Raw genomic sequence first — 20,359 nt, forward strand, 5'->3', positions numbered from 1 at the left:
TGTCTGAAAGACAAACTCAAATATAAACAGCGAGGCAATATTTCCGCCGAGCTGTTTATCAGCTCTCCTATAAAAACTTTTTGCAAGGATTATCAAATCCTGAAAAAAGTTTTTTCAAGCGGTTTGTTTACAAACCGCATACAATAATATGATGTTTGTCTGAAAGGCAAACTCAAATATAAACAGCGAGGCAATATTTCCGCCGAACTGTTTATCATATCTCCTAATATATAGCTCTGTATCGGTTAAATAAACGTTCCATCATGCAAATCGCTAAAAGCTTTTTGCAATTCTTCTCTTGTATTCATTACAATGGGACCTCCCCATGCAATGGATTCGTTTAAGGTTTTTGAGCCGACAAACAAAACTTTTGCCGTATCTGTTCCTGCCTTTATCGTAACGGAGTTTCCTTCAGTCAGTTTTACTGCCGTTTTTTCTTTTACGGTCTGACCGCTTATAACCGCATCCGAAAGGAGGGTAAAAAGCATAACCGAATCATCATGTTCCGTTTCGATTGTTATTTCGGCACCGGCATTGAGTGTAATGTCGTAATAGTTAAGCGGAAGATACTTGCTTTTAAAGCCGGTGTGTTCTTTATATGAGCCTGCAAGCAAGCGTATAAAACCTCCGTCAAAAGGTATTTCTTTAATTTCCGTATTTTTTATGCTGCGGTATTCCGGCGGTACCATTTTTTTAGCCGCAGGCAAATTGAGCCAAAGCTGAACACCGAGGAGGCGTTCGCTTGCAGGCAGCTTTTCTTCATGAAGAATTCCTTTTCCGGCTGTCATCCATTGTACTTCGCCGTCGCCTACCGTGTCTTCAAAGCCAAGGCTGTCCTTGTGCTGCATTTTTCCCTTGTACACATAGCTGATTGTTTCAATTCCTCTATGAGGGTGCATTGGGAAACCTGCCGTGTAGTCATCGGGATTGGTGCTGTCAAAAGAATCAAGCATTAAGATGGGATCAAAATCGCTTGTTGTGCTATGCCCCAACACACGGACAAGATTAACGCCTGCTCCGTCTTGTGCAGGGAAGCCGGTAACTGCTGTTTTTATTTTTCTTTCCATAGGTTTTTCCTTTTCCTTAGGTTATAAAATACATAATACACGGCATTTAGTCAAATTCAATTATACATTTTAAGAATATATATTCTTTTCATCTTATTTTTGCATGGACTTTAACACCTTCATATGTATCATAATTCTCGTTTTATATTTTTAGCGGATAGATAATAATCACAGAGTTTGCAAAAACAGTTAAAAAATGATAGAATATAAACCGTAAAAAAGACGGACAAATCTTTTTTGGAGGCGGGCTATGCATACGGGGGTTGATTTTTGGAAGAATTACATGGATAGATGGTTCGGAAATGAGCTGATAGCCGAATGGAATAAAAATGTAAAAGTTGAATATGCGAGAAAAAACTTTACCGGGAAAGTATTTCTCGGAGGAGCCGGTATGGGCGGCCCCTTAGCTTATGCTTGCGATGCAAGATATAATCTCGCCGATGGATTAATATGCTGGTGTCTATGGGATTTTCCCGGTCCGCATTTTCCCTTAAAAAAGGAAACATACCGGAAATGGGCAAAAGAAGTAGATGCTTTTATAAAAGAAATATAGCCTGGCAGTTAAGAATCAATTAGTATTTGATAAAGTTACTTCTTTATTTGAATCGCCTCGCGGCAATGCCCTAAGCATTTACGGCATTAACGTTTTTCCCGTTTTCCATGCCTGACCGACTTTTTCGCCGATTGCATAATAACCGTACTGAAATTGATCAAATACAAAGGCGTTTAGTTTTGCAGGGTTTATTTTGCCGTTTTCGTCGAGTACTTTTTCATCGGCTATGACATTGACTATTTCTCCTACAACGCGGAAGCCGAAGCGGTCATTCTGGATGGCGGCTGCCGTACATTCAAGCGTCAACGGAAATTCTTCTACGATGGGAGCATCCACACGGCTGCTTTTTACCGCATGCAATCCCGAGCGTTCAAATTTATCGTGCATGGTATTTGCACTCGCAATTCCGAAAAAATCCGCCGCTTCAATATGCGGAATATCCGCCACGCTGAGCGTAAAGGCCTTCCGGTTTTTAATATTGGCTGAAGTTTTATGCGATTCGTCAAGGTTTAATGCGACCATGTTATTATCGCAGATTCCGCCCCAGGCCATATTCATAACATCGACAGAGCCGTCTTCATTGTATGTTGCAACCATCAACACCGGCATCGGAAACACAAAGGGATGTACTCCTAAATCTTTTTTCATATCTACCTCTCTTCTGTTCTAAATGATTTTATACATACTATCACTTTTTTGTTATTTATTCAGCTGCCTCGCATTTTTGTATTTTCGGAATTCGCATAGTCTTGCAGCAATCTTGCTTTCGGGCAGGCTCCGGAAAAATATGCTATCGGCACCTTGCTTCCATCCTTTCATGATTCTCCTCTCCCCATTTTTGCATGGACTTTAAGACCTTCATAAAACTTTTCCCCATCTCGGTTAGAGAATATTCTACACGCGGCGGGATTTCTTTATAGTCATACCGTAAAAGAAACCCATCCGCTTCAAGTTCGCGTAATTGCTTAGTCAAAGAAGACTCGTTAATTTCGCCTATCTTGCGGCGCAATTGTCCGAAACGATTAATCTTTTCAATTCCGATATAGTAGAGAATTTCAATCTTCCACTTTCCGCCCAGCATTTTTTGAATTGCCGAAACCGTTTCACATTTTTTTATAGCTTCTGCCGTTTTTTTCATATTATGATGATTTTATCACAAAAACTATATAAAAACAAGTACGCTAAAAAATAATAGTACTTGTTTTATCATAGAATAGTATAACTAATATTTAGAAACTACATCCCTGTCCAGCTTATTAAATCCAGTAAAAATACAGATATAAAAGATAATAGAATTAAGGCTATTACCGGTTTAATTACCCATTTAAACCATTTATCATAAGAAACTTTGGCTATTGTCAAAGCTCCCATCGTCCAGCCCAGAGCCGGTGAAATCATATTTGTAAAAGCATCACCAAATAGAAAAGCTTGCACTGCAACTTGTGATGTTATTCCTAAAGTTTTGGCAATTGGTTCCAAAATCGGCATTAGTACCGCAGCTTTTGCTGTAGCAGACGGTACTATCGGATTTAATATTGTGATAACTGATGTAATTCCAATTACTGACATACCTCTATTTAAGTTCATCAGTGGTTTTGTTATAAAATATACAATTGTGTCCAATATTTTTCCTTCTACCATAATTATTTGCATTGTAGAAGCAAGTCCAATAACAAAGGTAACAAATGCCATTGCTCCCAAACCTTTAGCAAAAGAGTTGCCTAATTGATCAGCCGACAAACCTCCTATGAAGCCGATTATTATGGAAGTTACTATAAAAAATCCGATTAAAAATTCATAGATATTCGTACCTACCGTTAAAGAGTATACTACCAAAGCAACATACTGTAAAATTGTTAAAATCAAAACTATTACAGATCCAACAGGAAGTTCGATTTTTGCAAATTGCTCGTCACTATTAATTTCTTGAAGCCAATCCGTTCCTAATATAGAGTTATTCGGATCTTTTTCTATTTTTCTAACGTACCTCATCGTAAACATTAGACCGATAATTCCGAAAAGATTCATCATAATAAATCGAAGCCCAAACCCTGAAAGAGATTCCACTCCTAGCATAGTTTGGGGAATCAGTACTTTAAGAGTCGGCCCCATACCGAATCCGATCATCGATGGGAAAAAAGTGGCTGCCAATCCGCTGACGGGATCCAATTTTAACTTTTTAGCAAAAATAACACCTATAGGGACCACTGCTATCAAAGCATCCGTTCCGGCAAATCCGGCAATATATAATATTAAAAAATACAAGACGGGAATTAATACCTTGGTACTTTGTTTTTCCAGTTTATAAGTTGCCCAATTTAGAAAATTATCTATAGATTTTGTTTCTAAAACTACAGCCATATTTGCTCCGCTGATCATAACAACCCAAACCACTAAACCTGAATTTACCAATCCTTTCATAAACATAAACATAGATTTGATTAAACTCACAGGTTGTTGTGTTTCCAAAAATTGGAAATTACCGGCATCTATATTACCGTCTACATCTTTATAAAATGTTCCTGCGGGAATAATATATGTTAGACAAGACATTATTATAATTAAACCGATCATGATAAAGAATAAATGCGGTAATTTAAATTTTTTTTTATTTTTTTCAGTCATAATAGTTACCCTCTTAAATAATCATAAACAAATTTTACTTGAGCAGCCGTTCCATAATATAATGCTTTTTCATCCATGTCAAAAAATTCATTATGATGCTCTGCTCCCATCCCTTCTTCTAAATTTTTTATACCGACAAAGGCAAAGACAATAGGAGCTAAACAGCTGTATTTGGAAAAAGACTCTGATGCAAACCAATTCACACCCTGTATTAAAACTCCCGGTAGAATTTCATTAATGCCGTCTCTGGCAATTTTCGATAATTCAATATCATTGATTACCGGATGGACTGCTATTTGATTGGCGCCTTCTGTAAACTCTACTGAACAGTTTTGTGACATTGCCGCATGTTTTGAAGTGTTTTTCATAATGTTAATCGCTTTTTCCCCCTCTTCAGAATCGTAAAATCTTAACGAGCCTGTAATTTTAACTTCGTCCGGAATAACATTAAATGCTGTGCCTCCATTTATCGAACCTAAGCCAAGTGTAACTGTTTTAGTTACATCAATTTGGTTTGACCAAGCGGATGCCAACGCATTTAAAACATTTGCAGAACCGAAAATAGGACTAACTGACAAGTCCGGTCTTGATCCATGCCCTCCTTTACCTATAACTTTAAAGTCTACCAATATTGCACCTGCCATTACCGGCCCTGCATCAACAGAAATTTTTCCAGCTTCTAGAAATGAAACTAGATGATTTCCGTAAATTGCATCAATTTTATAATTTTTTAAAATTTCAATGATTTGTTCAGCTCCTCCTCCTGCTTCTTCACTTTCTTCAAACATAAAGATTATTTTTCCGGCTAGTAAATCCTTCATTTCATTAAGAATTTTTGCGGCAGCTAATATTATAGCCATATGACCATCATGAGCACACGCATGCATAGCCCCGGCATTTTTTGAGACGCTAACTTTTTTCTTCCTCAAATTCATAGCATTTTCCTGAATTGGTAGAGCGTCAATGTCTGTTCTCAGTGCAACAGTCTTACCTTCTTTTCCCGTATCTAAAATTGCAATGAATCCCGTACCGGGAGTCTCGATAATTTCAAATTCAAGTTTTTTAATTTCTTGTTTTAAAAAAGTTGAAGTTTGATATTCCTTATGCGAAACTTCCGGATTTTCGTGAAGATACCTTCGAGTGGAGATTAGATAGTCTTCAAGATTAGATACATTTTTCAGAATAAAATCATTTGACATTTTGTACCTCCTTTATTTAGCACTTTAATGATTAAATAGCTTAACTATATACTACTATCATAATGCTCAGTTGTCAAGGCCAAAAATAGAAATTTTTGTAATAAACTTATACGCTTTTCATTTTATCGGGAAAACCCTCTAACAATCTTGATGAAGTACTCTCGGTATTTTTCACACGCAGTATTTGGTTTTATAAAATCACAAAAGCTATATAAAAACAAGTACGCTAAAAAATAATAGTACTTGTTTTATAATTGTAAAAGTCTTATATTAGAATTACTTTGCAATTTTGATAAATTTTAAATATGTTTTTATGGAGGAAGTTATGCATTTTACGGGAACTATTTGGAGGCCGCCTTATGAGGCCTCATCGTCTTTATTACAGGTTACAGCCGGCTGCACACATCATAAGTGCAAGTTCTGTTCTCTTTATTCGGATCTGCCCTTTAAATTCCGCCTTTCACCCGGCTATGAAATAGAAGCGGATTTAAAGGAGTTGAGTATTTACTATCCGCAAGGGAAGCGGATGTTTTTAACCGGTGCAAATCCCTTTGCCCTATCGGTAGAAAAACTCAAAGCTCTTGCGGACAAGATTCATAGATACCTGCCCATGATTAAAACGATAGGCTGTTTTTCACGGGTAACGGATATAAGCCCGAAAAGTTTGGATGAGCTTCGAGAGCTTAAAGAATTAGGTTATGATGAAATTATTATCGGAACCGAAACCGGTGATGACGAAACTCTTTTATTTATGCGCAAGGGCTACAAGGCTCAAGATATAGTTTATGAATTGAATAAATTGGATGAAGCAGGAATAAGCTATCATATTTCATATTTGAACGGGCTTTCCGGAGAAGGAAACGGAAACCGTGCTGCCTTAAATACGGCTGCAATTTATAACCGAATAAAGCCGATAAGTATAAGTATCGTTGCTCTTACCGTATTCCCCGAATCGGAACTTTATGATGAAATACAAAAAGGTCTTTTTATTGAAACTTCTGAAATAGAAAAATTAAAAGAACAAAAAACCTTAATCGAAAATCTAAATATCGAAACCATGATTTATGCGAACACGGTTTCAAATACGGCTCCTATCTCAGGCAAACTTCCTCACGACAGGGACAAGATGTTGAAGCACTTGCAGTATGCTATAGATACAATCGATGAGAAAATGCTGAAACATTACAGGAACGGAATAGTACATTTGTGATGAGGTTTGACAAGATTCAATTAGGAATGAAGAAGTAAAGTTTTTTGCTTTAACTTCTCCACACCTAATTATTTCAGTACACCCACTTTTCCGTGGCTGTAGATTTATCGATCATACTTCTGTACAAATCCGATTTTTGTAAAAGCTCCGAGTGTTTGCCTTCGGCTTCAATTTTACCTTCGTTCATCACGATGATCTTATCGGCATTTTCAACCGATTTTAATCTGTGTGAAATGATGATGACGGTTTTATTCTTTATGAGCGTATTTAAACTCTCTTGAATCTTCATCTCATTTTCGACATCTAGGGATGCGCTGATTTCATCCAAAATAATTATCGGGGCATTTTTTAAAAATGCACGGGCGATTGAAAGACGCTGGCGTTCTCCGCCTGAAAGACGGCTGCCGTTTTCTCCGACAAAGGTATTCCAGCTTTCCGGCAAGGCTTCGATAAAGTCCGTACAGTTTGCAAGGCGGGCTGCTTCCTTTACTTCTTCGTCGCTTGCATTTTTATTCCCGACGCGGATGTTTTCCATAATCGATGTGTTAAATAAACCGACATCTTGGAATACAATCGAAATTTTTTCGAAAAGACTGTCGGTGTCAATTTTTGCAATGTCTTTTCCGTCGATAAGAATTTGTCCCTTGTTGTAATCGTATAGGCGGGAGGCTAAGCGGAGCACCGTTGTTTTTCCGCAGCCTGAAGGGCCGACAAGGGCCGTAACTTGATTTTGTTCTGCTGTAAAAGAAATACCGTCAATAATTTTTTGTCCATCATTATACGAAAATTCTACATCCTTAAATTCAATTCCGTATTTTTGTAAGTTTGCAGGAGTTCCTTCTTGAACTTCAGTTTCTCTAAGTTCATTGATACGCTTAACTCGCGAATCAATGTACATAAGTTCTGCAAGGTTTGCTTCAACAGCTGCAACCGCATCAACGACACGGGCTGCTGCAATAATATAACCTATAAAGTAAAGAAGAGATGCTGTACCGGCCAAGTACATTTTTAATCCGAAGAAGACTGTTACGCCTATAGAAAATTTCAATGCGGCCATGGCGATATTAAGCGGAATTGCTTGATGTGCCTCGACGGAAAGATGAAGTCTTTCGGCTTCATCAACATTGCGGTTTAGTTTTTCTGCGACCGTATCTGTGCGGCCGTAGCTTTTAATTTCTTGCTGAAGCTCAATTGCTTCTTGAAAAAATTCGGAACGCTGTCTTTGCTTGTGAAAGTCCCGTGTGGTTTCGCGTATTTGAATCTTTTTTGATAAAACAAGTAAAATAAAACTAATGATAATGGGAATAAAGACGCAAAGTCCTAATGCCGGATGAGCCGCTATCATCATTATTCCTACAATTACAAGGTAAATAACAAGGCCTATAGTTTGAGGAATGGCATGACTTATTGCATGTTCTATTACCGCAACATCGGCCATAACAGTTTGAGATAAATCCGATATGTCATGTTTGGAAAAATATGCAAGAGGTAAGGCTCTAAGTCTGTTTGCAATTTCGACTCTTAATTCTTTGCATTCTTTAAATGTGACGGTATAAAGAGTATTGTAATTTATACGTAAAAAAATATGCATTACAACAGCAATTGCTGCTATAAACCCTGCATAAAACCAAGCACCTTTTAATGAGCCTTCAAAGTATCCTTGTAAAAAAAACATAGTTAAAAATACGGGCAAGATATATACAATATTTGAAATAACTGACCATATCGATGCCGTAACCAAATCCCGAGCTCCTTGCTCGGTAACTGCAAATAATTTTTGTAATCTTTTTATCATTCTTAAACTCTCCAATTTTAGGGGAGGGAAGACACTTTTTCGGATAAAAGTTTTCTTCACCTCGAAACTTCGTTGGTTGTACCTCCCCTATGACCCCTCCTATCTTCAAAAGAACCGCTTAGGGGCGCGGCCCCTAAGAACCCCGGCTTTTATCGCTAGGTTTAGGTGTATTTTTAAGTTGAAGTAATCAGTAATGTTTTTCCCGAATACTTCAACGTCCGATTTAATAATTGCAAAGGTACATTTGTACTTTGTTTAATTTTTAATTCATAATTATGAGTTAAGTTAATGTACGTCGAGGACTGTTTTTTGTTAAGCGACAACGCAGATGCCCGCATATTTTCAAAAGCGCCATTCGTTTGCCTTAGAATACAACTTCTGAAGCTGACAATATTTTCCGTCTTTTGTCATAAGCTCCTTGTCGCTGCCGCGTTCTATTATGTTTCCGTCTTCAACAACCAAGACCTCATCTACGTTTTTAATTGAACTTAAACGGTGAGCAATCATGATAACCGTTTTGTTTTTCATCAGATTGGAAAAGGCTTGCTGAATTTCGTATTCGTTTTCCGGGTCGGCGGCGGCGGAGGCTTCGTCCAAAATAATAATGTCGGCATTTTTCAAAATTGCGCGGGCGATTGCAACACGCTGAATCTCTCCTCCCGATAAATGAACTCCTTTTGAGCCGATTAGAGTATGTTCTCTATCTTTAAACTTATCCAATATGTCATCACATCGGGCAAGGCTCAAAGCCTTCATTACTTCTTCATCGCTTGCGTTTTTGTTTCCCATTTTCACATTTTCAAAAATACTTGTCTTAAAAAGTTTAGAAGTTTGGAATACAAAGGCAATATTTTTCATCAGTGCATTTTTGGAATATGAAGCGATATTTTTTCCGCCGATTAAAATTTCTCCTTCATTGATTTTATAAAAACCGGAAATAAGTTTTGCAATTGTAGATTTTCCTCCGCCGGAAGAACCTACCAATGCATAAGTTTTATTCGGTTCAAGTTTAAAGCTGACATTGTTCAAAATATTTTCTTTATTGTAACCGAATGAAACATTTTTAAATTCGATTCCGAAGTTATCGAATTTTTCTTCGGTTCCGTGCTCAATGTTATCTTTACTCATTTCTGTAAAAAGATTTTCCAATTTATCAACGACGCTTTTAGCTTGAAAATTATACATGCCGACATACATAACGCGCATAAAGGCGCCGAAAAGGATGCCTGCAAAACAAACATAAAAAATAATCTTTGCAATGATGATATTTCCATCCGCTCCCTTATTCATATAGTAAATTGCAGCAGGTATTGTAAAAGCGGTAAACAAATTGAACAAGACTTGAAACATTACATAAGGCTTTCGGCAGCTGAGCGTGTACTTATACGCCAGATCGGAATAGTCGGTAATTGCAGTGTAAAAAGCTTTAAAAGATTCTACCGTGCTTTTAAAAATTTTTACTACCTGCATACCGCGCACATACTCCACCGCTTCGCCGTTCATCTTTTCCAAAGCGGCCTGATATTTTTGCATAAAGTGCTTGTCGCCCATCATAAACATCATCTGCACACCGCCGATAATTGCGATGAGTAACAGCAAAAGACCGAGCTTTATGTCCACCATAAAAATAATGACAAACATTAAAATCGGGGTAACAATAGCTGCAACATTGTCGGGAATAAGGTGGGCGACAATCATGTGTGTTTCTTGTGCGTTGTCGTCGATGATTTTGCGGATTTTTCCCGAATTGTTTACATCGAAAAAAGCAAAGGATGCATTCATCAAATGTTTGATTGCTTCTTTACGTAAATTCGATTCGAGCCGGAATCCCAGCACGTGAGAAGCCCACAAGGAAGCAAAATACACAACGGAATATCCTAACATCAGTGCAACAATTACAGTTGCGTAAAATGAACCGTCCGTAACGCTTTTTGTTACCAAAAGAGCGTGTAAAAACTTCCATAAATACCAAAATGCTCCCATTTGGCAAGCAACGCCCAAGGCGGAGCAAACAATGGAAATATACACGCAGTGCATTTTTTCAGGCGTGTATTTAAACAATCTTTTATATGTGTCCATAGACACCTCCTATAAATAATTTGTATTACTTAACGGATAATGTGTATTTGAGAATGTAATTACCCATTACCGAGACTTGTACAGTATAAGCAGGCAAGTTAAATTCCTAATTCACAAGTTAAGCATTTGCCGCCAGTTTCCAGCTGATACCCGATTGAAAGTTGTTCCACATTTTGGTATACGAGCCGCCCTTTGCCAAAAGCTCCGCATGGGTGCCGGTTTCTTCAATTTTACCGTTGTTGATAACGCAGATTTTGTCTGCACTCACAATAGAAGAAAGACGATGGGCAATCATAATGACGGTTTTGTTTTTAAGCAGCTGACTGAAGGTCTTTTTGATTTTATACTCGTTTTCCGCATCGGCAAAACTAGTAGCCTCGTCCAGCACGACAATGGGAGCGTCCTGTAAAAGGGAGCGGGCAACGGCAAGCCGCTGAGCTTCTCCGCCTGACAGGTAAGTTCCTTTGGTGCCGTACACGGTGTCTATACCGTTTGGAAGTTTTTCGATAATGTCCATGCACTCGGCTTTTTCGAGCACAGCAAGCACTTCTTCGCGCGTTGCGTCTTTTTTGCCGTAGCGGATATTTTCAAAAATACTTTCGTTAAAAAGTTTATTTTCTTGAAACACAAAGCTGATAAGGTGCATAAGGTCATCCGTTTTGATATCCTTAATGTTCACGCCGCCGATGCTAATTTCCCCCGAATCGAGCTCCCAAAAGCGTCCGAGCAAATTGACGAGGGTTGTCTTTCCTCCGCCCGAAGGCCCTACAAGGGCGGTAAGTGTATGTTCCGAAAGATTGAGCGATACACCGTCAATCGCTTTTTTAAAAGACGGGGCAGCTTTTTTTTCCGCATTCTCCCCATTCGTGCCTTGCACCATGCTTTCGGAATTTTCTTTATAAGAGAACACAACATCTTTAAAAGCAATGTCGAATGTGTGCGGCATAACGGACTTTTCAGGTTCCGGAGCGGCTTTTTCATTTAAAATAGCTTCAATACGGTTTAGGGCATCGCCGCCTTGCATATTTAAGCTGGAGCCGTACATGATTTTTATCATCATATTGAGTATAACAGGCGAAAGTGAAAGATAGAAAATAAAGCCGTATAAAAACTTTGCATAGCCTTCACCTTGTATTACCGTACCTGCAAAAATAATGGCAGCCGGTACCAAAAACACAAAGCCCGCTTTTAAGAGTGCAAGAAAAATCGAATAACCGTTTTCCCAGCTCATCGAATATTTTAAAACATAATCGCGGTAGTTTATAATTGAAGTATAAAAGTCCTTAAAACGGTGTACCGATTGATTAAAGGTTTTTACTACCGAAATGCCGCGGATATATTCGGTTCCTGCACTGTTCATCTTTTCGAGGGCATTTTCGTAATTTTCCATAAAGCCCATTTTTTGCCCCTTTGCCATCATTACCCCTTGCAATATAAAGGCAATAACAAGCGGCAAAAACGAAATAAGCCCGAAGCGCCAATCAAAAAAGAACATCAAAAACAAAACTGCAATGGGCGTTACCGCATTTTGTACAACATCGGGAAGCATGTGAGCGATAAGAGCTTCAAGCGAATAAACGTTTTTTTCAAAAACCTTGCGTACCGAACCGCTTGCATGTGTTGTATGCCAGCCGACAGGAAGACGTGCAAAGGTATCCGTTAAGCGCATATTTAAATTCCCCATTAGGTTAAAGGCGGTAAGATGCGAACACATGAGTGCCGCAAAATAGAGGAGGAAGCCCGCAGCCGCAGCAATAAGAGCGGTAAGCCCGTAGATAAGCATTTGCCCCACATTAACAGTAGTTCCCACCGTATATGTCGAAATAATGTCTCGCATAACATAAAACACAACCGCATACGGAACTAGCATTGCAAGCGTGCTTAAAGCCGACAAAAAAAGCGACAAATAGATAAAGGGCTTGTGTTTTCCCGCATAGGCTAAAATGCGGCTTACAACTCCTGCCTGTTTTTCCTTTTTAGCTTTCTTTTTTTCATTTTTATTCATATATACTCCTATAAAATTTTTTTGAAGGAAACTTCAGTTTCCGAAAAAAATATTTTATCTGTGCTTTTACGGGCAAAGTGCAGCTTTGAACGAAAAGCACATACAACAACCGATGTTTGCCTATTGTCCACCTATTAAGGCAAACTCGTAGATAATCAGTGAGGCGGCATTTCGCCGAACTGATTATCCTACACTCCTATAAAATTAATTCGTAATTCCTAATTACCTAAACCAACCCTGTTTTTTCAAAGTGTTTTTTTAAGACCTTTTTACCCAAAAGCCCGCCGAGTAATCCGCCTGTAAAAGCGGTAGCGTAGAGAATGGGCATAATCCAGATAGGCAATCCCGTTAATTCAGCGGCATAGGCGGTTCCCATCATTTTTTCGGTGAGAGCAAAATATTGCTCTTTTAAAATAAAAATTTGCCAAAAGCCTCCACACAACGCTAGCGACATAACAGCATAGCTTAGTATGCTTCCCTTTGCCGTGTTATAACCGAGCACCTTACGTACAATTTCTGCAAGGGCGGCAACTATAAGCGAATGGATTGCAACGACCGGAGTGTGTCCCATCAGCGTCATCAAACAGCCAGGAATAGCGACGAAAATAAAAAGTGCAAAAGGCTTTTGCACCTTGGCAAGTAAAAACAGTACTGAGATTCCCAACATTACACTGACGGCAAAAGGAACCGCTAAAAAAGTCAGCACCAAAAAACCAAGGGGAGTTCCAATTACAGTCAACCCAACAAAATAAATAACGGAAAAAATGGCGATATTTATCAAATCCTTTAAAACCAATTTGTTGTTCATAACAACCTCCTTAAAAATTAAACACTCCAGCTTTCACTCTCCTTTTGCAGCCTATACATCACAGGGTACGAGGAGCTTCCTTTCATCAATTCAGCGTGTGTGCCGATTTCTTCTATTTTGCCTTCTTTGAGGACAACGATTTTATCGGCGTGTTCTACGGTGCGCAAACGGTGAGCAATAACAATGACGGTTTTATTTTTGACAAGTTTCGTCAAGGCTTCTTGAATAAGCGTTTCGTTTTCGGGGTCGAGGGCTGCCGTGGCTTCATCGAGCAAAATAATAGGCGCATCTTTTAAAAGTGCGCGGGCAATGGAAAGCCGCTGCCTCTCGCCGCCTGAAAGGGTATAGCCGTTTTCGCCGATAACCGTATCGTAGCCTTCGGGCAGTTTTTCGATAAAATCATGGCAGCGTGCAGCTTTTGCGGCTGCAAGCACTTGTTCTTTGGTTGCGTCCTTATTGCCGACGAGGATATTGTTATAAACTGTGTCGTTAAAAAGTACGACATCTTGGAACACAATTGAAAAAGCCGTTAAAAGCGTTTCAGGCTCTACTGTAGAAACGTCAACCCCGCCAACACGTACTGTACCTGAAGCGGTATCCCAAAAGCGTGCTGCAAGACGGGCAATCGTAGATTTTCCGCAGCCTGAATGTCCGACAAGGGCGGTTATTTCTCCCTGCTTGGCGGTAAAGCTGATGTTACTTACCGTGTCGCGGTTTGCATCATCATTGTATGAAAAGGAAACATTGTCGTATTGAATGTCGTAGCCGTTGGGATTAAACGTTTCGCTTCCTGTCTGCTTGGGATAATTGACGATTTCCAGCTGACGTTCTACCGCCGTACGTGCATGAAAAAATTCGCCGAGCAGCATAAAAACGGCGGTAAGGGGCTCAAAAATTCTTCCTGCAATCAGCAAAAAAACAAGATAGGTAAAAAGCGGCAATGTCCCTTGTGCAAACAAAACCGCACCGACGGCAATAACCAACGGAAAGCCGAAACGGATAACAATAATAGAACCTATCATAATAGAGCCGACAAATAATTCAGCTTTTACGGCTTCCTTTGTGATGTATGCAATATCATCTTTTACCTTTTTAACATAGTTCTCTTTTTTGTCGGAGGATTTAAGCACCTTTATGTTATCAAGCATCTGCTGGATTGAATTATAAATACCAAAAAGGATTCCGTTCACATGAACTGCATAGCGGCGTGCCTTTTTACGCGACAAGTACACGAATAAAAAACCGAAAGCTGCACAGGTAAAAAGGGCAAGTGTCATACGCCAGTCAAAAAAGGCGAGCATTGCCGCCGATATGATGATTGAAGCTATCGCCCCGAATAATTCTGCCCCTGTGTGTCCAAGTGCATGTTCTATTGTAGTAACATCGTTTAAAAGCGTTGCCGTCAAATCGGACAAATCTTTTTTTCCAAAATACGAAAGGGGCAGTTTTCGGATATGTTCGGCAAGAGAAATACGCACGTTCGCCGCTTCTTCATAGCAGGTATTGAACGTTTTGCGGTATTTCAGTTTTTCAATCAAAAAAAGAACAAAAACGATTAAGACACACAAACCGGTAATCGCCCACGGATTGAGTGCCGAAAACGTACCGCCCTCCAAAGGCTTTAAAAGCTCCTGCAAGGCATAAAATGAAAGTCCCATAGGCACAATCAAAAACAAATTCCCCAAGGTTGCAATTACGACTGCCTTATTTAAGTCTCGCGCGCCCTTGTCCGACAGTGCAAAATATTTTTTTAACATAAAAATCTAAAACCTCCTGGTGTTTAATTTATATTTCATTTAATGAACTACCCCATTTTTCAAATAATTAAAAACTTCTTCAGCCCTGTCTTTTGTAAATGCAGAGTGCGAAATTACCGTTCCCTTTTCCATCAAGAGTATTTCGTCTGCAACAAGGCTTAAAAATTCAAAGTCGTGACTGATAATTAAAATAAGTGTTTCGGGCGAGCGTATCGAGTTAATTAGTTTTGCAGTTTCTTTCATGTGAAAGTAGTCCATACCCGAAGTCGGTTCATCCATTATGATGATTCGCGAGTTTGAACTGACGGCAGCTCCAATTGAAACCCTTTGTTTTTGTCCGCCGGATAAACTTAAAGGGTGCTTATCTTTTAGTTCGGTTAAATTCATTGCTTTTAAAATTGTTTCAATACTTGGAGCTATGTTTCCCGTACTTTCGGTTTCGCTGATGTGTTCCCGTTTAATCTTTTTATTTTTTCCTAAAGCTATTTCATCTTCAACGCTTTCGGTAAAAAGCTGATAGCCTACATCTTGCAATACCATGTACGAAAGGTTGAGCCTTTGTTTTGCATTAATCTTTTTTCCATTTAGCAAAACAGAATCTTTTTTTGCTTTAAGTAAACCTGTAAGACATTTAGCAAATGTACTTTTGCCTTGCCCGTTTTTTCCGGTAAGAGATATTACCTTGCCGAACTCCATTTTTAAATTTTGCACATGGAGAAAATCCTCTTTTTCTTTTTTAAAACGGTAGCGTAAATTTTCTACAGTCATAAAATTTGAAGATGGCACTTGAGTATAATGCGAATTTTCCGGACGGTTAAAAACACTTTTATCCATCGTTATAGGGCGAAGTAATAGTTCTTTTCTATTTTGTTCCGAAAGCAAAATAAATTCTTCTTGAGAAAATTCTCTTTCGATTTTACCTTCTTTTATTAAAAAAGCCCTATCTATAAGGTCTTTTAAAAAATACAGACGGTGTTCACTTATGATTAAAGTTTTTCCCGATTTTTTTAAAAGGTTAAGAACTTCAGTTATTTTTTCTATATAGAATAAATCCAAATTGGAGGTCGGCTCATCCAAAACAATGATATCGGTATCCGCAGCAAGGGCAGAGGCTATAGCGATCATCTGTTTTTCTCCGCCCGAAAGGTTAAAAATATTCCGGTCAAGAAGATGCTTGATATTTAAAAATTCCGAAATAAATGTAAGCCTTTCATGCATACGTTCAAAAGGTGTGCCTGTGTTTTCAAGAAAGAAAAGAATTTCGGAAGTAGTATCCAAATTAAAAAACTGTGATTTCGGGTTTTGAAAAACGGTAGAAACTTTTTTTGAAATCTCGTAAATGGGTTTTCCCTGTACCAGTTCTCCTAAAAGTTCTATCGAACCTAAAAGTGTTCCTTCATAATAGTTTGGAATTAAACCGTTTATTGTACGCAGCACACTTGTTTTTCCGCAGCCTGAAATTCCTGTAAGCAGAATACATTCTCCCTTTTTGACCGAAATTGAAATATCATTTAGGGCAGATAAATTTTTCGTATTTGCTTGATCCGTATTTTCCGAAGAACGATAATTAAAACAAAGATTTTGAAGATTGACAGCCGTTTCCATTATGAATGAATCCTTGTTATAGCGGCAGCGATAAACACTGCAATGATATAAATAAAAATAACAACATCGGCGCCTGTAAAACGGGAAGTTTTATAGCGCACCTTTTTTAAAGGAGCATCTACTCCCTTTGTATGTCCTGCTGCAGCAAGTTCATCTCCTATTCTTGAAGCGGATGATAGAAGGGGAACCATCACATATTCAAGCGTTAAAAGGGGCTTAGTAATTACGTTTACTGCATTAAGGCCGATACCGCGCATCTTCATTGCATTTTTAATATTTCCGTATTCTTCTTTTAATGTAGGAAAAAAACGGAACATAACTGCCGCAGTTATGACTATTGAATAAGGCAGTTTTAATTTTTCTAGGGCATTCATTAAAAGCCCTACAGGGGTTGATGCGATTAGATAATTTCCTGCAACAATAGGCATCATAAAACGGCGTACCATAAAACCGACCGGCAATACGACGGTTGTAACTCCCGATAAGTTTTTCGGTAAATAGGTGAGAGCTGCAAAAAATAAAAAAACTGCCATCAATTTTATTGCAGACTTAACTTGCCCGTTCATCAAGAATAAGAAGGCTAAAAGACCTGCGCTTAAAATCTCTACATATATAGGAACAAGAATTGTTATCGAGGCTCCCATAGCTAAAACTAAAAATATTTTTGTCCGCGGATCAAGAACCACGAGTGCGTCTTTTTTCATCAAAATCTCCCTTACCATAGTTCCGAATTAAATCCCGCCATGGATGGCGGTGTTTTAAGCAGTAACGAGTTTTGCATAATGCAAAACTCGTTGTAAAAGAATTGACACGGATGTCAATTCTTTTACAGAAGCCCTGCCTTTTCAAAGTGTTTCTTTAAAACCTTTTTACCCAAAAGTCCTCCGAGTATTCCGCCTAAAAATGCGGTAACATAGAGCATGGGCATAATCCACCAAGGAAGACTTGTTAATTCTCTTGCATAGTCTGTTCCCATCATTTTTTCGGTGAGGGCAAAGTATTGATCTTTTAAAAGGAAGATTTGCCAAAACGCACCGCAGAGCCACAGCGACATTATAGAATATCCTACGATGCTTCCCTTTGCTGTGTTATAGCCGAGTACCTTTCGTACGATTTCTGCAAGGACTGCAACGATTAAACTGTGGATTGCAACTACAGGTGTGTGTCCCATAAGAGTCATAAGACAGCCGGGAATTGCTGCAAAGATAAAAAGTCCTAAAGGTTTTTGTACCTTTGCGAGCAAGAACATTACTGCAATTCCTAAAATTAAGCTTACTGTAAAGGGGAAGGCCAAATAGGTTATAACCAAAAAACCTAAGGGCATACCAATCACAAAAAGTCCGACAAAATAAATAACGGAAAAAATACCGATATTTATAAGTTCCTTTAAAGCTAACCTGTTGTTCATCAACAACCTCCTAAAAAATTAAATGAGCAATTCTTCAGAATTGCAAATATAATTTTTAAGCACTTTCGTAATGCAATGAGAAAGTGCATATAATAATATGACGTTTTGCGCTTTTGCGCAAAACACAAGTTGAAGCTGAAGACGCTATTTGTGTCTGAAGCTTCAACGCCCCTCCTAAAAAATTGTAAATTATGAATTCACTTTTTCCATCCAATAATATTTCCATCCGGCACAGTGATAGGTATTAAAATCCAGTACATACTCTATAGCTTCTTTTTTTGTTAAGTCATGATAGAATATTTCTTTTAAATTATCGAAATGCGAAGAAGCCATGACATGAATAAAAAATTTTATTCTTTTGTTAATTTTTACTCCGTCATATTCTAACCATCGTATGGTTTCTTTTTCCATCATTGCTGCAGCTTCATCAAAAATGAATTCATAAGAGCTTCCTCTTGCACAGCAAATAAGAAGCTTCATCTCATCCCGATGTTCGAAGAAAAAATCGATCATGTATAAAAAACGCTTGCGTGAATTTTCAACAATCACGGAAAGGTCGCTTGTCTTCATATTATATCCGCTTTCTGAAGGAGAGGTATCTTTTTTTAATGCTTTTATCATCTCATCAAAAACTTCTCCAACAAGGGCTTTGAAAATAGCGTCTTTGTTTTTGAATAGGTTATAAATTGCTCCTGTTGTAAGACCTGCTTTATCGGCAATAGAGCGAACTCCGGTTCCCATAAAACCCTTTCCAAGAAATTCTTGCTTTGCAGCGTTTAAAATTTTTGCCGCCGTATTGAGATCTTCCTTATCTGCTAAAATTTTTTCTTTCATACATCCGTATAATGATAACAGCGATATTTTTTAATAACACTGTTATTAAAAAAGTAAAAATAAAAACAGTCATCGCAATGAAGAAGTCTGCGATACTGTAATCAACAGCTAACATTATACAAAAAATAAAAAATTAGTCAACTATTGATAACTTTTTTTAGATACATTTTTATAAAAATACTTATAAAATAAGTCCTCCTTGTTTAATTCTTTTATTTTGTGTAAAATTGACTAATTATAAATATTTATTACCATATTATATATTCTATGGAAGATAAGGAGAAATTTATGAGTCTTACAAAAGATATAGAAAGTTTGATTCCTCACCGAAAGCCTTTTTTGTTTGTTGATGAGATTATATCTGCCGATGAAAAAGGCAGTGTGAGCGAGCATGTTTTTACACAAGAAGAATTCTTTTTTAAGGGACACTTTCCCGAATATCCAGTAGTGCCCGGGGTTATCCTTGTCGAAACAATGGCTCAGGCCGGAGGAGCCGCTTTAAGCTTTCAAAAGATTTTTGAAGAAGGCTCTTTATTCTTTTTGGCCACCGTGGATAAGGTTAAATTCCGCTCTCAGGTTAAGCCGGGGGACAAGGTGAGAATGGAAGTTACAAACTTGCGTGTATCGCCCCGAATGATTAAGCAGGCGGGCAAGGCATTTATAGGCAATACCCTTGCCGCCGAAGCCGAATGGATGTGCCTTGTCGGCAAGGAGGCTTAAAGCCTATTTTGAAATATAGTCCCCTGCGAAGTCCATAACGCTTACGGCACCGTAGGGGGCCTTACCAGTATCATTATAACCGATACCTACCTTTTTAAATTCTTTTTTGAGGATATTTATGCGGTGGCCGCGGTCCGGAACTCCGTCATCGATTAAAAGCTGTGCTACAATTTCTCTTCCTGTTTTAGGGCCGTATGCACAGTTTTCTCCGGCAGTTATAAGCCGCTTACCGTAACGGTTCATTCGGTCAAAGGGAGAAGACCCGTCGCTTCCGTAGTGACCTGCCTGTCCTGTTTTGGCTTGATCATCGGCAAGCCACTGGGCTGCAAGACTGAGACCCTTTTCAAGCTCTAAAGTTCCCATAGGCTTTGTCTTCATTAGAACATCTATACATTCCCGTACAGCCGGAGCTCCTTCATTTGTTAATATGGGGATTTCGCCCGGAACCTTATAAAGCTTTCCTTCAAAAAGTTTCAGTCTGGGTTTAATTTCTTCTTCGGCATATTTTTTAGGATTGCTTCTTACTCTGTTAAGTTCAATTAGAACATCTCTTACGATAGGATTTTGTATTATATTATTGTTTAAAGAAATATTTTTGGCTGCATGGGAAGAAATACTTTCACATGAACTTAAAAAAATAAAAGTAGTAAACAGCCAAAGTGCAAATAATTTGTTTTTCATATAATTGCTCCCT

At 38.4% G+C, this 20,359-nt stretch carries 18 protein-coding genes; 3 read left to right on the top strand and 15 right to left on the bottom strand.

The window, feature by feature from the left end; genetic code table 11:
• Positions 1-245 precede the first annotated feature (245 nt).
• Positions 246-1,067: a pirin family protein gene (locus tag E4O07_RS01340; protein ID WP_253686871.1), complete on the bottom strand. Its 822-nt coding sequence runs from the start codon at positions 1,065-1,067 to the stop codon at positions 246-248.
• A gap of 250 nt (positions 1,068-1,317) precedes the next feature.
• Between E4O07_RS01340 and E4O07_RS01345 the strand changes: the two genes are divergently transcribed.
• On the top strand, positions 1,318-1,620 hold the full coding sequence (locus tag E4O07_RS01345) for a hypothetical protein (RefSeq protein WP_253686872.1): 303 nt from the start codon (positions 1,318-1,320) through the stop codon (positions 1,618-1,620).
• 78 nt (positions 1,621-1,698) lie between these two features.
• On the opposite strand, the gene E4O07_RS01350 is transcribed toward E4O07_RS01345, so the two are convergent.
• The 4 genes from E4O07_RS01350 to E4O07_RS01365 all read right to left on the bottom strand — a co-directional run bounded on the left by E4O07_RS01350 (position 1,699) and on the right by E4O07_RS01365 (position 5,444).
• Positions 1,699-2,268, bottom strand: coding sequence for a flavin reductase family protein (locus E4O07_RS01350; protein ID WP_253677242.1), 570 nt, complete (start codon positions 2,266-2,268; stop codon positions 1,699-1,701).
• Between the two features lie 142 nt (positions 2,269-2,410).
• A complete protein-coding gene (locus E4O07_RS01355) occupies positions 2,411-2,758 on the bottom strand; it encodes a winged helix-turn-helix transcriptional regulator (protein ID WP_253686873.1) in 348 nt (115 codons plus the stop codon).
• 98 nt (positions 2,759-2,856) lie between these two features.
• Positions 2,857-4,245, bottom strand: coding sequence for a YfcC family protein (locus E4O07_RS01360; RefSeq protein ID WP_253686874.1), 1,389 nt, complete (start codon positions 4,243-4,245; stop codon positions 2,857-2,859).
• A 5-nt stretch (positions 4,246-4,250) separates the two neighbouring features.
• A complete protein-coding gene (locus E4O07_RS01365; RefSeq protein ID WP_253686875.1) occupies positions 4,251-5,444 on the bottom strand; it encodes an amidohydrolase in 1,194 nt (397 codons plus the stop codon).
• Between the two features lie 325 nt (positions 5,445-5,769).
• On the opposite strand from E4O07_RS01365, the gene E4O07_RS01370 reads away from it, so the two are divergent.
• A complete protein-coding gene (locus tag E4O07_RS01370) occupies positions 5,770-6,654 on the top strand; it encodes a radical SAM protein (protein ID WP_253686876.1) in 885 nt (294 codons plus the stop codon).
• A 73-nt stretch (positions 6,655-6,727) separates the two neighbouring features.
• Here E4O07_RS01370 and E4O07_RS01375 read toward each other — a convergent pair whose 3' ends face one another.
• The 9 genes from E4O07_RS01375 to E4O07_RS01415 all read right to left on the bottom strand — a co-directional run bounded on the left by E4O07_RS01375 (position 6,728) and on the right by E4O07_RS01415 (position 18,945).
• Positions 6,728-8,449 (bottom strand): ABC transporter ATP-binding protein, encoded by a 1,722-nt coding sequence (locus E4O07_RS01375; protein WP_253686877.1) that lies wholly within the window; start codon positions 8,447-8,449, stop codon positions 6,728-6,730.
• A gap of 342 nt (positions 8,450-8,791) precedes the next feature.
• A complete protein-coding gene (locus E4O07_RS01380) occupies positions 8,792-10,528 on the bottom strand; it encodes an ABC transporter ATP-binding protein (protein WP_253686878.1) in 1,737 nt (578 codons plus the stop codon).
• Positions 10,529-10,646: 118 nt separating this feature from the next.
• The gene (locus tag E4O07_RS01385) at positions 10,647-12,533 is read right to left on the bottom strand and encodes an ABC transporter ATP-binding protein (RefSeq protein ID WP_253686879.1); all 1,887 of its coding nucleotides are present in this window, start codon (positions 12,531-12,533) and stop codon (positions 10,647-10,649) included.
• A gap of 226 nt (positions 12,534-12,759) precedes the next feature.
• Complete coding sequence (locus tag E4O07_RS01390; protein WP_253686880.1) at positions 12,760-13,341, bottom strand: MptD family putative ECF transporter S component; 582 nt, start codon at positions 13,339-13,341, stop codon at positions 12,760-12,762.
• A gap of 17 nt (positions 13,342-13,358) precedes the next feature.
• Positions 13,359-15,098, bottom strand: a complete 1,740-nt coding sequence (locus E4O07_RS01395; protein WP_253686881.1) for an ABC transporter ATP-binding protein — start codon at positions 15,096-15,098, stop codon at positions 13,359-13,361.
• Positions 15,099-15,137: 39 nt separating this feature from the next.
• Positions 15,138-16,703, bottom strand: a complete 1,566-nt coding sequence (locus E4O07_RS01400) for an ABC transporter ATP-binding protein (RefSeq protein ID WP_253686882.1) — start codon at positions 16,701-16,703, stop codon at positions 15,138-15,140.
• Positions 16,703-17,407 carry an energy-coupling factor transporter transmembrane component T family protein gene (locus E4O07_RS01405; RefSeq protein WP_253686883.1) on the bottom strand — a complete coding sequence of 235 codons (705 nt, stop codon included), beginning with the start codon at positions 17,405-17,407 and terminating at the stop codon, positions 16,703-16,705. Before E4O07_RS01405 ends, E4O07_RS01400 begins: the two co-directional genes overlap by 1 nt.
• 122 nt (positions 17,408-17,529) lie before the next feature.
• Positions 17,530-18,111, bottom strand: coding sequence for an MptD family putative ECF transporter S component (locus E4O07_RS01410; protein WP_253686884.1), 582 nt, complete (start codon positions 18,109-18,111; stop codon positions 17,530-17,532).
• A 189-nt stretch (positions 18,112-18,300) separates the two neighbouring features.
• Complete coding sequence (locus tag E4O07_RS01415) at positions 18,301-18,945, bottom strand: TetR/AcrR family transcriptional regulator (protein ID WP_253686885.1); 645 nt, start codon at positions 18,943-18,945, stop codon at positions 18,301-18,303.
• 288 nt (positions 18,946-19,233) lie between these two features.
• On the opposite strand from E4O07_RS01415, the gene fabZ reads away from it, so the two are divergent.
• Complete coding sequence (fabZ, locus tag E4O07_RS01420) at positions 19,234-19,665, top strand: 3-hydroxyacyl-ACP dehydratase FabZ (RefSeq protein ID WP_253686886.1); 432 nt, start codon at positions 19,234-19,236, stop codon at positions 19,663-19,665.
• Positions 19,666-19,668: 3 nt separating this feature from the next.
• Here the strand turns inward: fabZ and E4O07_RS01425 are convergent, their stop codons facing one another.
• The gene (locus E4O07_RS01425; RefSeq protein ID WP_253686887.1) at positions 19,669-20,346 is read right to left on the bottom strand and encodes a CAP domain-containing protein; all 678 of its coding nucleotides are present in this window, start codon (positions 20,344-20,346) and stop codon (positions 19,669-19,671) included.
• Positions 20,347-20,359 lie beyond the last annotated feature (13 nt).

Source organism: Treponema sp. OMZ 798, from assembly GCF_024181385.1.
GTDB lineage: Bacteria > Spirochaetota > Spirochaetia > Treponematales > Treponemataceae > Treponema_B.